This is a genomic window from Furfurilactobacillus curtus, assembly GCF_054657915.1.
The window spans coordinates 1,131,721-1,143,114 of record NZ_BAAHXU010000001.1 but is presented as its reverse complement, the minus strand read 5'-3'; the positions used below and the strand labels follow the sequence as shown (position 1 = coordinate 1,143,114).

Here is an 11,394-nt window from a genome sequence, read left to right as displayed (position 1 = left end):
GCTCGCGATTTCTCGCGGGTCCTTCTTTTTTTCATATTTAATTAACGGTGAATTAAGCGTTCATTTCTTTGGCCGCATATTTATTGATGAAGGCTAATGCGGCTGAGTGCAGGTCATCAAGGGCGGTTGGTTCAACTGGGTAATGGCCACCGTGACGCAACATTTTGACTTCGACTGGGACTTTTTTCACTTGTTCCAAATGGTGTTGACTCAAGCGATATGGGGTCCAACGATCTTCGGCAGGTTGGGTGAGGAGGATTGGGCAAACATCGAAGTCGGTTGCTTCGACAATTAGGTTGTGATGCATGTAGGAATTGAGAAAGGCCAATGAGGAACTGTTAGCAGCGCTTGTCTTGTCGCGCATAAATGCTGCTTGGGCTTCAGGGTTATTGCAGAGGGCGCTCATTTTGGAGGCAGTGCTCATCCGAACTTTCATCCGGCCCAGACCTAAGCTAACAAAACCTGGCAACATTGGTGTCGTGATGTGGCCCATGAACCAATTGCGCGTGGTGGTGTATTGGACGTCTTGATTGCGTTGATCAAGAAACGTCATGCCGATAATGCCGCGAACCTTACCATTTTTGGCAGCGACGTCGTAAGTTTCCATTCCGCCAGCACTCAGGCCATAAATAAAGATCGGCCGATTGTCACGGGCTAGTTCATGGTCAATGTAGTCGCTACCGACCTGAATCCAGTCGTTGTAAGTGATTGGTGTCTTTTGATTAACTTGAGTTAAACCATAAGTTGGCATGTCGATGCAGATGGTTTCGATTTCGTGGTTGGACAGTTTGTACAGTGGCCCACCCATGATCATGGAAATTTGCCGACCGTTGGTGCCGACACCGTGTAGCATCACAACTTTGACTTTAGCATTAGCATTACGGAAAGTGTCTAAATGAATGTTGTTGCCGTGCCAGTCCCACCATTCGTCTCTTGGCATATAGCTGTCACTAAATTGTTCCTCTGCTGTTGTAGGATAAAGAAGTTAATGAGTTGTAGTGAAAGGTAGTGATGATTGTGAGTGAACGAACCATGCATTTATTGGAAGATGCCATCCCGGTATTTAGTGTTTTGGCCGACAAAACGCGGCAGGAAATTTTGTTGAATCTGTTCGACAACGGTGAACAGACCGTCTCAGAGATTACAGGCCGATTGAAATTAACGCAACCAGCTGTTTCTTATCATTTAAAATTGCTGATGGGCGCTAAATTAGTTAATGCGGACAAACGTGGTCGCGAACGCTACTACACCGTTCGGTTTGACGATTCCGTCGCATTGTTAGACGCCTTGCTGACTAGTTTGAAATCTGATGCTAAGCAAATTGATGATTAATTAGCGTGTCGCCAATAAAAAACGTTTAACCTGAAAATATGACCAGCCTGGCGCAAAAGTCAAGGTCGGTCATATGTTGGGCTAAACGTTTTTTTACATACATCTTTTAACATGTAGCAGGTCAATGATCACCACGGGACTAGCCCATCTGTATCAGAGAAAGTCCCATTGATCGTATTATCTGGACTGCTGGCCAAAGCCACGGTGCGGGCGACGCCTTCTTGAACGGTCTTGTTGCCGCCACCACCGGCAAATGTTGTATCGACCCAGCCGGGATTAACGGCGTTGACAGTAATGTTGGTGGTTTTTAATTCGTTAGCTAAATCCACCGTGAACATGTTGACCGCTGTTTTAGAAGCCTGATAGCCCATGGCGCTGTGTTGATAAATACTGGTTGTTGGATCTGAAGCTAGCGTTAGTGAACCAACGGCGCTAGAGATATTCAAGATTTTAGCGAAGGGGGCTTGGCGCAATAATGGAATGAATGCTTGGGTCACCATGACCACGCCGAAGAAATTGACGTCGAAGTCTTTTCTGATGGTGTCGATTGGTAAAGTTGAGGGTTTTTCGTAGTTATCAAGCGCGATCCCAGCATTGTTGATTAAGATGTCTAAGTGACCGTACTGCTGTGTTACTGTTGTCGCGGCTTGGTGAATACTTTTTGCATCGGTGACGTCTAATTCAAGCGAGTCGGCTTCAATTCCCTTGTCACGCAGCTGAGCGACTGCCGCATTGCCTTTGTCAGCATTGCGGGCGGCAACTAGAATATGCTGGCCTAAGTGTCCTAGTTCTAATGCAAGTTCAAAGCCCATTCCCCGGTCAGCACCGGTAATTAATGTTAATTGGCGTGTCATTAAATTGATCTCCTTATGGCTTATATTGTAAGCTCACTGTATACCTCTAACGTAACTAGAGGTCAAATGATTTGAGGCGATTAAGATGATGTTAATTGGACAACTGGCAGCGGAGACTGGATTGTCAATCCGGACCATTCGTTTTTATGAAACTAAAAAAATTGTGTTGCCGACTGCTAGAGACCCGCACGGCAATCGTTTATACGATGACGAAGCGGTTCATTGGACAAAATTTGTTGCTTATTTACGTCAGACAGGCATGTCGCTGGCTGATTTAGCTCATTATCGGCAGTTGGTTGATCAAGGAATCAGTACGCTGCCGGCACGAATCGAGTTACTTAAACAGCAACGGGCCAAAGTCGTTCAACAAATCGAGGCCAAGCGAGTACAGTTGCAACAAATTGATCATAAGTTATCCCACTATCAGTCAGATGCAGAGAGATTTTTATAGGAAAATAGAGGCAGCAGGGTTGCAAATCGAGACAGGTCGTCGTATATTATGAGTGAGCAAACACTCACTTTTAAAAAATGGAGGCAACGACATGGCAGCAGTCATTCAGGTTCATGACCTGCAACAAGGTTATGGCAAAACAGTCATTTTGAAAGATATTAATCTAGACGTTAACGCTGGTCAGATTCTCGCTTTAATCGGTCCCAGCGGCGCCGGAAAGACAACCTTAGTTAGCACAATTATGGGGATGCTAAAGCCGCAGAAAGGCACCGTGACGGTTTTAGACAAGTCTCAATGCCCAACCGCTTGTTATTAGCTAAGATTGGTTACATGGCCCAAACTGATGCATTGTATGGCGCTTTGACGGCTCGCGAGAATTTGAACTTTTTTGGGGCGATGCAGGGCGTTAATCCAGATGAATTAAAGCGCCAAATCCCGCATGCCGCCGAAGTAGTTAATCTGCAGCGTGATTTGGATAAACGCGTCGACGATTACTCTGGTGGGATGAAACGTCGGTTATCGCTTGCAATCGCGCTGATTTCAAGTCCAGAGCTATTGATTTTAGACGAACCCACTGTGGGTATTGATCCAGAATTGCGCCAACAAATTTGGCAAGAATTGCATCGGTTGGCCAAAACCGGTATTACAATCCTATTGACCACTCATGTGATGGAAGATGCGGAAGAGGCTGATGCCTTGATGATGATTCGTAATGGTGAAGCCATTGCTCAAGGCACGCCACAGGAATTGATTAAATCATATGGTGTAGATACGGTTGAAGAAGCCTTTTTGAAAGCTGGGAGGGAACAAGATGCGCACACTAGCAATGATTAAACGTGTTTTATTAGAAATGATTCGTGATAAACGGACCCTAGCATTGATGTTTGTGGCACCCTTATTGATTTTGACCTTAATGTATTTTTTGTTTCAGTCCAATTCGAACACGGTTGCTGACTTAGGCGTCCGCAACGTAGATAGCAGTTTAATTACTGCGATGAAAAGTAAACATGTGCAGTTACATGATTTAAAAAATGACGAATCAGCTAAGACAGTTATCCGCAAACACGATTATGCGGGGGTCCTTTCTCAATCAGGTGACAAACTCACGTTGACTTTACAGAATAGCGACCAGAGCAAGAGCGCGATTTTGAAGAATAGCTTACAAGGTGCTGAAGTTAAATTAAAGATGGAAGCGGCGGCAACGACCATTAAGACGCAAGGCAAAGCGATGCAACAGATGAGTCAGCAGCTTGCTCAATTACAGAAACAAATTGATCCGAATGCGCAACCGCAAGCGAATGGCTTGACCACTATGCAACCAGGGCAGGCCGCTAAAACCACGAAGCTACACACCCACTATCTATATGGTAGTAGTAATTCAACGTTCTTCAATACACTATTGCCAATCATGATTGGTTTTGTGGTTTTCTTCTTTGTCTTTTTGATTTCTGGGATTGCGCTATTGCGTGAACGGACGACAGGCACGCTGTATCGGTTGCTAGCAACGCCTGTTAAACGGGGTGAGATCCTGACGGGTTATCTATCTGGTTATGGGTTATTTGCACTTGTTCAAACGATTCTAATCGTAAGTTTCAGTGTGCTGGCATTCAAGATTCAAATTTTGGGCAGTGTTTGGACGATGCTGGTGATTAATATTTTACTAGCGGGGATTGCACTGACCCTGGGGCTATTGATTTCAACTTTTGCCTCCTCAGAATTTCAGATGGTCCAATTTATCCCGGTTGTTGTCATTCCACAGGTCTTCTTCTCCGGGATTATCCCGATTGATCAAATGGAAAGTTGGTTGCGACCGATCGCCTACATCATGCCATTGTACTATGGGGCTAATTCCATGAGTAATGTAATTGAAAAAGGCGCGACAATCGGTCAGGTGGCCCCAAATCTGTTGGTTTTGTTAGGGTTCATGGTATTGTTCTTGATCTTGAACCTACTAGCAATGCGTAAGTATCGTCAAGTTTAGGAGCGAGAATGATGGCAGTTAAACACAGTGTTGAAACATTATTGGCTGAGAGCTTCAATGAATCTGATTTAACTTCAAAGCAAAAGGCGGTCTTGCGGGCTAGCTTATCCTTATTTTCTGAAAAAGGTTTCGAGCAAACAACAACAACTGATATTGCACGAGTTGCTGGAGTAGCCGAAGGAACGGTTTACAAACGGTTTAAGACCAAGGATGATATTTTAAAGGCGATTATGAGCCCGTTTTTGGCTGAGGTAATTCCTCAATTGATTACGGAATTTACGGATGCCGTGGTGAATGCTTCGTATCCACATTTCGCCGATTTTTTGCAACAAGCAATCGGTAATCGGATGCAATTTGCGCTGGAGAATCGTAAGCAAATTCGCGTCTTCCTCCAAGAACTAACCAAACGGACAAACTCGCAAGAATTAACCATATTGATTCCGGAGCTAGATCAGGTGGTATCTGCGCTGACGACAGTCTTGGATCACTATAAACAACAAGGTGAAGTTGTGGACTGGCCTACAATGCGCATTGCCCGATATATTGCGAGTACCGCAGTGGGTTACATGTTGCCAGCGGTCTTGATGAACCAGTCGTTGAGTGAAGCACAATTGGCGAAATTTAGTCAGGAAGCCACTGAATTTCTTGTTCGGGGATTAACACCAGTCGCTGGTTAAGTGCGATCGTGTTAGAATTAGTGTAATTCAAATTGTGAAAGAAGCTGATGGTATGGCAAAGATTCCCGCACCGTTACAAGCGTTTATTGATACAACCAATCAAGGTGACTCAGATGCTTTCGTGGCGCTATTTACACCCGATGGGGTCATCAATGATTGGGGTAACGAGTACCATGGTACGGAAGAAATTTCCCATTGGAACCAAACCGATAATATTGGCAAGCAATCTCAATTTACGTTACAGGATGCCCAATCGTTGGCACCCGATCAATGGCGATTAATGATTAAAGTGGCTGGTAACGGCTTCAACGGGGTGAGTCCATTTAATTTCACATTGGCCGACGACCAGATTAAATCGATGGTAATTTTACCAAACTAATTGTGGAGATTGAAACAAGAACAAGAACTAAATGTCATTTCTTAAGCTCAATCATCAAAATGCGGGACATAAGTCAAGCGACTCCGCCTAAAAGCGAACTGCCAACGATGAATAAATCATCATCATTCGTAGTTCACCCTTAGTGCTCGTCACTTACGGACTTATGTCCCGTTCTCTTTACGTGGACTATCGTTCATTATGTTAGTGTAATTTGGTCACGAGATAATGCATCCAGTTTTACGGCAATGCTTTGAGGAGTGCCTGTAAATTGCCCAGTGATGTAGCCTTCAATGACGCCGAGAAAGCCGGCTGCCAGAAACGTCAAGGTAACGCGATCAATTGAGTTCTTTTCGTGATGCGCTAATCCCGTTAGTAAATAAGCGCCAAATTTTCGACGAAATGAATAAGAAGCATCACTCGTCAATAGCTTGGCAAATAGCATTCGTTGTTGATCAAGATAGGTGACCCAAATCGTCAACCGTTCCACCGCGGAGAGTTGATCATTGCTATGACTGGCTTGATCCAGTTGCTCAAGTTGTTGATTTGAGAAGGCGTCGATGAGTTCATATTTGTCGTCATAATAAGTATAAAACGCTTTTCGCGAGACATTGGCAGTTTGGCAAATGCCGGTAACCGTCAGTTGGTCAAAATTTTGAGTGGTCAACAGTTGAGCTAGGGCCGCTAATAGTAAGGATTGCGTTCGTTGTGCGCGCGGATCCATATGATTTTCCTCCTGTGCGAGACATTTTGGTAACTATTGTAACTTAAGTAACAGTTGTTTCAAGTTTGTGGTGTTGATTTTTGGCAGCCCCGGCTAAACTATGTCTCGTTGTTAAGTTATTTAGCTCAAGCTTTTGTAAAGGAGTTACCAAACATGGCAAAATTTCAAACAGTTCAATTTAAGGCCCGTCATTTCAATTTAGCTGGAAAATTAGTCTTTCCCGATGATTTTGACCAAGATACGGCTCAAAAAATGCCGGTACCGGCCTTAGTGATCACTCACCCAACTAGTGCTGACATGAACCAAACTTCAACAATTTATGCCACAAAATTAGCAGAGCAGGGTTTCTTGTCCTTGATTTTTGACGCTGCTTATCAAGGCCAAAGCGAGGGTGAACCTCGTTTCATTGAAGATCCGGCTAACCGCACGGAAGACATCATGTACGCGATTGATTACCTAGATACGCTATCGTATGTTGATGGCGATCGAATTGGCGCATTAGGGATTTGCGCTGGTGGTGGTTACACGATTAATGCGGCGAAGGTTGATAAGCGAATTAAGGCGGTGGCAGGGGTCGCAGCTGCTAGCGCTGGTGGTGCTTACCGTGAAGCCTTCGGGCCCGATCAACAGTTGATTGAAACATTGAATAATATTGCTCAACAGCGGACCATTGAGGCTCGTGGTGGTGAAGCGATGATGGGTCAATGGATCCCGAACAGTCAAGCAGAACGTGAAGCTGCTGGAATTGATGATATTGATATCGTCGAAGCGGTCGATTACTATAAAACGCCTCGAGGTGCGGATGAATTTTCACCTAATAAGGTACGCTACACGAGTTTAGCCTTGCTACTGGGTTACGATCCGTTAAACTTAGTAGATAAACTCTTAACGCAACCACTAGAGCTGATTATCGGCGACAAGCCAGGTAGCTTCGGCTCCTATCGCTTTGGTTTTGACGTTTATAATCAAGCGGCTTCAACGCAAAAAGATCTTCTTGTGCTCCACGGAATTTCGCACTATGACTTGTATGACCAACCCAAAGCCGTTGACCCAGCTGTTGAACAGTTAACAAAATTCTTCAATAAATATCTATAAAATTTGATACAAAAAAGTCGCACAATTCTCCTTGTTGTGCGACTTTTCCATTATTTATGAAGCAACATGCCAAAAGGACCAAGTCATGATGATGGCAATGAGGAAGGCGACTACAATAGTTGTTTTACGATAGTAGTTTAATAATGCGATAAATTCTCGAATTAAAGCGCTTGGGAGAAAGAAGAATGAAGTAGGTGAACCGACTCCGGTTGCCGGTAATCCGGCTTTTCGCGCATATAATAAAGCTCGTAAAACATGGTAGTTGTTAGTTGAAAAGACGATCTTTGGCGGCTGAGCGCCTTGCCAATCAGCTTCGATCAAGCGTTTAGAAAATTGCATGTTTTGGAGGGTGTTGCGTGACTGATCTTCCACAATAATCTGCTCATTGGAAATGCCTAAACTTAGTAGGTAATCACGCATTGCTGCCGCTTCGGAAATTGTTTCATCAGGCCCTTGACCACCGCTTACCACGAATTTAGGCTGGCCGCCATTGCGTCGATAATAAATCACGGCTTCATCAACACGCCCCTTTAATAAAGGAGGAATCTGTCCTTTTTTGCCAGACCAAGCGCCTAGCACAATTAAGTAGTCGATCTGTGTTGGTCGATTAAAGAATTGATTTAGCGCGGAATAAATCAGGTAACATAAAAAGAGCGACGAGAAGAAGAGATCTTCCCAGACAAAAATGGCAAGGGGGATTTTGGTTAAACGGGTCGTAGCGCGAATCATTAACCACATGGCAGGCATTAAAATAATTAAATTGGCGCCTAGCATGGCTGATAAGCGACTGGTTAGGCTACGACCCTCGCGGCTGGACATGATCGAAGTATTGCGGATTAAATAAATAATGAAGCCAAAGAATAAACCAGCTAAAGCAAGAACAATAATAAACAGTAAGCTTAGGCCGAGGATCATGGAGCGGGCGGCGATCAAATTAAGGACATAGTCTAAGCCCTGCCAAAATAAGCCAGCACTGAGTAGAACCACTGCAAAAGCCATTAAAGCGCCGACCCAGAAATTAGGGTGACGCAACAGGATAATGCCCGTAATGATAATGATGGCGGCGAGAATTGAAGCGCCGATGATTAACATAACATTCCTCCGTTAAGGCCGGTCGTGAGGACCGACGAAAATTAATTTATATTCTATTATACCAAGGGATTAAGGGCTTAAGAAAAACTTTAGTCATTTACTATAATAAAACAAGTAAAATTAATGCCATTGAGTCATATGAAGTAAAGGAGAGTATTAATGAAGGCACGAAAGTTATCAATGGATGGGTTTTCCATCAAGGTATTAGGAATTCTCTTGATGGTACTTGATCATATTCATGAAGAATTACTGCCTCTGGGTATTCCAACTTGGTTTAATATGTTGGGACGGATTGTGGCGCCGTTATTCCTTTTCCTATCTGTGGAAGGTTTCGTTCACACACACGATCGTAAACGCTATTTATGGCGATTACTGATTGGCTTTTGGATCATGAGCCTTGGCAGCTTCGTATTACAAATGTGGTTGCCCGTAGATGGTGGGCGTTTAGGATTGCTGAATAATATTTTTGGCACGCTGTTTCTAGGCGTGTTTGCAATGCTAGGAATCAGTAAAATTACCGATGGTCGGCGCGATCATAATCGGCATTTGATTTGGCAAGGCATTGGCATTTTAAGTTTAGAAGTTTTACTGTCAGTAATTGGTACAGCAATTTTATTTGTTCCTGAATCAATGCGAGTTGCTGCAGCCCGGGTTTCACAGTTCATTCCCAACTTATTTACCACAGAAGGTGGTCCATTATTTGTTCTATTAGCGATTTTCTTCTATTTATTCAGAAATAATCGTATGGGCCAAATTTTGAGCCTAGTCGTTATTGCGATTATTTTCACCGGTTTTAATTTCCAAGGACTGTTTAGTACAAATTATTCATGGATGATGGTTGGTGCGATCATTCCAATCGCGCTCTACAATGGGCAACGGGGACGTAGTGACAAATGGTTCTTCTACATTTTCTATCCGACCCACATTTGGGCGTTATATTTGATTGCTTATGGGCTTCATCTCACTGGTTATTAGAATTTGACCTAAATAGGTTCGGACAAAAGCAAAAGCTAAATTTTATTTTCAATCTAAATCGCTAACACGCGGGACATCAGTCAAGTGACCCCACTTAAAAGCGAACTTCAAACGATGAGCAAATCATCATTTTAAGTTCGCCCTTAGTGCTCGTCACTTACCGACATGATGTCCCGCGCGTTTTTTACTGGGACTTTTTGAGAGCATTACTATTATCTGACGATCATCAGCCGGTCTGCTATAGTTAGCATAATCTATTTAGAGGTGAGAGCGATGAGGAAAATCTGGCGCCGCCAAGATGTATATTTGATGGGGCTAATGACCGGTGAAGTATTGCTGGGATTGGTTTTGGAGCATGCTTTAGTGAATGAAAAAGTCGCATTAACCATTATTGGCGCGCTGATTGCGATTTTTGTATTTGCAAATGTTATCTGGTTTAAACGAAGCTTGTTAGCCACCGACTGGCATCGATTGAAGCAACAACGTGGGCAGGCAATGATTGGAGTGGTAGTCGTCCTAATTGGCTTCGCCGTCAGTCAGTGGTTGGCTAGCACGCTAGTTCCAGGCGCCGCGGCTGCTCAATCGCCCATAGTTATTCGGATGGCTTCGATCATTGGATTTGTGACGGCCGTCTTAGCACCATTTACAGAAGAAGTCATCTTTCGCTACGAATTATTTTTTCAATTTAGGCGGCAGTCGAGGATCGTTCAGGTCTTGATGGCGTTGATTAGTGCTGGACTATTTGGCACAGTTCACGCAATTTCCGGGGATGGATTATCTTCGATTATTTCGCTAGCCATTGTCGGATTAGTCCTAGTTGGTGTATACGCTTGGACAAAAAATATCTGGATTTCGTTACTGGGTCACTTGGTGTGGAATGTTGCACTAGCGTTGCCATTATTAATTAGTTTATTTCTGCCAGTTGCGTAGTCGGGAACTTAAGGAAGCATCGAATAATAAACCGGATCCTAGCATTTTACTGAACAAAATTTCATAAGGTTAAAATTTACTGGCCGTTTATATTTATTGTGAATCAAATTCAAGCTAAGCAGCCGCGCGATCAGCTGAGCAAACTTTTAATGACGGAGATTGCTGGTTAGTAGTGGATAAATGTCTGAATAACTCTGTTGGTGATTGGCCTGCCACATTAACTAGTGCGATGGCCTAAGCTTATGCTAAATGATTTGTTATTTTTAAGTCGTACATTAATTAAAGTGCATTAGGCTAGTCAAAAGTTCTGAGAAGCCTTGTGTACGATGTCTTCAAAACAGATAATGGGTCTATTGGCAAGACAGAGAGGAGAAACAATGGCTAAAACCGAAGTAGTGGAGTTAACAAACTTAGTCTTAGTGTCTGATAATGAAACAAATCAGATTCTCGTTGAGGATCGTCGAAATCCAGATTGGCCGGGGCTGACCTTTCCCGGTGGGCACATTAAGCCGGGAGAAAGCTTTGTTGATTCGGCCGTCCGGGAAGTCTGGGAAGAAACTGGGTTAACGGTGCATAATCCGATTTTTTGCGGCCTTAAAGAATTTATGGGCGAACATGGCCGTTATATTGTGGCTTTATTTAGAACTGATTCTTTTTCTGGTGAACTGGAATCTTCTTCAGAAGGTGCCGTCAGTTGGATGCGTCGTGATGAGCTATTCGAGCACCAATTTGCGGATGGTGTAGACAAACTTTTAAAAGTTTTTGATCAACATAATCTGTCCGAGCTAAGCTATTTGAACGATCCGAATGGTGAATTTAAATAAGCAGCGGTGTTTAATAATTAAAATTTAACGACCAAGGTTGCTCGAAAATGAGTTTTAAATCGGGTAAGATGAAAACAACAATA

Annotated in this window: 13 protein-coding genes and 1 pseudogene; 10 read left to right on the top strand and 4 right to left on the bottom strand. The window is 43.6% G+C overall.

Going from position 1 to position 11,394, the window contains the following annotated elements; translation table 11 throughout:
* Positions 1-52 precede the first annotated feature (52 nt).
* Complete coding sequence (locus ACYQ0Y_RS05645; RefSeq protein WP_407884745.1) at positions 53-940, bottom strand: alpha/beta fold hydrolase; 888 nt, start codon at positions 938-940, stop codon at positions 53-55.
* A gap of 77 nt (positions 941-1,017) precedes the next feature.
* Here ACYQ0Y_RS05645 and ACYQ0Y_RS05640 point away from each other — a divergent pair, with 77 nt between their 5' ends.
* Positions 1,018-1,332: an ArsR/SmtB family transcription factor gene (locus ACYQ0Y_RS05640; protein ID WP_407884747.1), complete on the top strand. Its 315-nt coding sequence runs from the start codon at positions 1,018-1,020 to the stop codon at positions 1,330-1,332.
* 128 nt (positions 1,333-1,460) lie between these two features.
* On the opposite strand, the gene ACYQ0Y_RS05635 is transcribed toward ACYQ0Y_RS05640, so the two are convergent.
* Positions 1,461-2,186 (bottom strand): SDR family oxidoreductase, encoded by a 726-nt coding sequence (locus ACYQ0Y_RS05635; RefSeq protein ID WP_407884749.1) that lies wholly within the window; start codon positions 2,184-2,186, stop codon positions 1,461-1,463.
* An 85-nt stretch (positions 2,187-2,271) separates the two neighbouring features.
* On the opposite strand from ACYQ0Y_RS05635, the gene ACYQ0Y_RS05630 reads away from it, so the two are divergent.
* The 5 genes and pseudogenes from ACYQ0Y_RS05630 to ACYQ0Y_RS05610 all read left to right on the top strand — a co-directional run bounded on the left by ACYQ0Y_RS05630 (position 2,272) and on the right by ACYQ0Y_RS05610 (position 5,674).
* Positions 2,272-2,637 carry a MerR family transcriptional regulator gene (locus ACYQ0Y_RS05630; RefSeq protein ID WP_407884751.1) on the top strand — a complete coding sequence of 122 codons (366 nt, stop codon included), beginning with the start codon at positions 2,272-2,274 and terminating at the stop codon, positions 2,635-2,637.
* Between the two features lie 91 nt (positions 2,638-2,728).
* Positions 2,729-3,471 (top strand): annotated as a pseudogene (locus tag ACYQ0Y_RS05625) (ABC transporter ATP-binding protein).
* The gene (locus ACYQ0Y_RS05620; protein WP_407884753.1) at positions 3,449-4,618 is read left to right on the top strand and encodes an ABC transporter permease; all 1,170 of its coding nucleotides are present in this window, start codon (positions 3,449-3,451) and stop codon (positions 4,616-4,618) included. The pseudogene ACYQ0Y_RS05625 and the gene ACYQ0Y_RS05620 overlap by 23 nt, the downstream one beginning before the upstream one ends.
* Before the next feature lie 11 nt (positions 4,619-4,629).
* Positions 4,630-5,295: a TetR/AcrR family transcriptional regulator gene (locus ACYQ0Y_RS05615; RefSeq protein WP_407884756.1), complete on the top strand. Its 666-nt coding sequence runs from the start codon at positions 4,630-4,632 to the stop codon at positions 5,293-5,295.
* Positions 5,296-5,347: 52 nt separating this feature from the next.
* Positions 5,348-5,674, top strand: a complete 327-nt coding sequence (locus ACYQ0Y_RS05610; RefSeq protein ID WP_407884758.1) for a nuclear transport factor 2 family protein — start codon at positions 5,348-5,350, stop codon at positions 5,672-5,674.
* A 196-nt stretch (positions 5,675-5,870) separates the two neighbouring features.
* Here ACYQ0Y_RS05610 and ACYQ0Y_RS05605 read toward each other — a convergent pair whose 3' ends face one another.
* Positions 5,871-6,395 carry a TetR/AcrR family transcriptional regulator gene (locus ACYQ0Y_RS05605; protein WP_407884760.1) on the bottom strand — a complete coding sequence of 175 codons (525 nt, stop codon included), beginning with the start codon at positions 6,393-6,395 and terminating at the stop codon, positions 5,871-5,873.
* A 153-nt stretch (positions 6,396-6,548) separates the two neighbouring features.
* Here ACYQ0Y_RS05605 and ACYQ0Y_RS05600 point away from each other — a divergent pair, with 153 nt between their 5' ends.
* Positions 6,549-7,490, top strand: a complete 942-nt coding sequence (locus ACYQ0Y_RS05600) for an alpha/beta hydrolase (protein WP_407884762.1) — start codon at positions 6,549-6,551, stop codon at positions 7,488-7,490.
* Between the two features lie 54 nt (positions 7,491-7,544).
* Here the strand turns inward: ACYQ0Y_RS05600 and ACYQ0Y_RS05595 are convergent, their stop codons facing one another.
* Positions 7,545-8,582 (bottom strand): YdcF family protein, encoded by a 1,038-nt coding sequence (locus tag ACYQ0Y_RS05595; protein WP_407884764.1) that lies wholly within the window; start codon positions 8,580-8,582, stop codon positions 7,545-7,547.
* A gap of 159 nt (positions 8,583-8,741) precedes the next feature.
* Between ACYQ0Y_RS05595 and ACYQ0Y_RS05590 the strand changes: the two genes are divergently transcribed.
* The 3 genes from ACYQ0Y_RS05590 to ACYQ0Y_RS05580 all read left to right on the top strand — a co-directional run bounded on the left by ACYQ0Y_RS05590 (position 8,742) and on the right by ACYQ0Y_RS05580 (position 11,311).
* Positions 8,742-9,557, top strand: coding sequence for a TraX family protein (locus tag ACYQ0Y_RS05590; protein ID WP_407884765.1), 816 nt, complete (start codon positions 8,742-8,744; stop codon positions 9,555-9,557).
* Positions 9,558-9,830: 273 nt separating this feature from the next.
* Positions 9,831-10,487, top strand: coding sequence for a CPBP family intramembrane glutamic endopeptidase (locus ACYQ0Y_RS05585; RefSeq protein WP_407884767.1), 657 nt, complete (start codon positions 9,831-9,833; stop codon positions 10,485-10,487).
* Between the two features lie 326 nt (positions 10,488-10,813).
* Positions 10,814-11,311 (top strand): 8-oxo-dGTP diphosphatase, encoded by a 498-nt coding sequence (locus ACYQ0Y_RS05580; protein ID WP_407884769.1) that lies wholly within the window; start codon positions 10,814-10,816, stop codon positions 11,309-11,311.
* Positions 11,312-11,394: the final 83 nt, after the last annotated feature.

What these genes read in the sequence shown, in the direction of transcription:
- ACYQ0Y_RS05595 (WP_407884764.1), bottom strand. Translation starts at nt 8,582, where the DNA reads ATGTTAATCATCGGCGCTTCAATTCTCGCCGCCATCATTATCATTACG.
- ACYQ0Y_RS05585 (WP_407884767.1), top strand. Translation starts at nt 9,831, where the DNA reads ATGAGGAAAATCTGGCGCCGCCAAGATGTATATTTGATGGGGCTAATG.
- ACYQ0Y_RS05590 (WP_407884765.1), top strand. Translation starts at nt 8,742, where the DNA reads ATGAAGGCACGAAAGTTATCAATGGATGGGTTTTCCATCAAGGTATTA.
- ACYQ0Y_RS05645 (WP_407884745.1), bottom strand. Translation starts at nt 940, where the DNA reads ATGCCAAGAGACGAATGGTGGGACTGGCACGGCAACAACATTCATTTA.
- ACYQ0Y_RS05620 (WP_407884753.1), top strand. Translation starts at nt 3,449, where the DNA reads ATGCGCACACTAGCAATGATTAAACGTGTTTTATTAGAAATGATTCGT.
- ACYQ0Y_RS05610 (WP_407884758.1), top strand. Translation starts at nt 5,348, where the DNA reads ATGGCAAAGATTCCCGCACCGTTACAAGCGTTTATTGATACAACCAAT.
- ACYQ0Y_RS05580 (WP_407884769.1), top strand. Translation starts at nt 10,814, where the DNA reads ATGTCTTCAAAACAGATAATGGGTCTATTGGCAAGACAGAGAGGAGAA.
- ACYQ0Y_RS05615 (WP_407884756.1), top strand. Translation starts at nt 4,630, where the DNA reads ATGGCAGTTAAACACAGTGTTGAAACATTATTGGCTGAGAGCTTCAAT.
- ACYQ0Y_RS05600 (WP_407884762.1), top strand. Translation starts at nt 6,549, where the DNA reads ATGGCAAAATTTCAAACAGTTCAATTTAAGGCCCGTCATTTCAATTTA.
- ACYQ0Y_RS05635 (WP_407884749.1), bottom strand. Translation starts at nt 2,186, where the DNA reads ATGACACGCCAATTAACATTAATTACCGGTGCTGACCGGGGAATGGGC.
- ACYQ0Y_RS05630 (WP_407884751.1), top strand. Translation starts at nt 2,272, where the DNA reads ATGATGTTAATTGGACAACTGGCAGCGGAGACTGGATTGTCAATCCGG.
- ACYQ0Y_RS05605 (WP_407884760.1), bottom strand. Translation starts at nt 6,395, where the DNA reads ATGGATCCGCGCGCACAACGAACGCAATCCTTACTATTAGCGGCCCTA.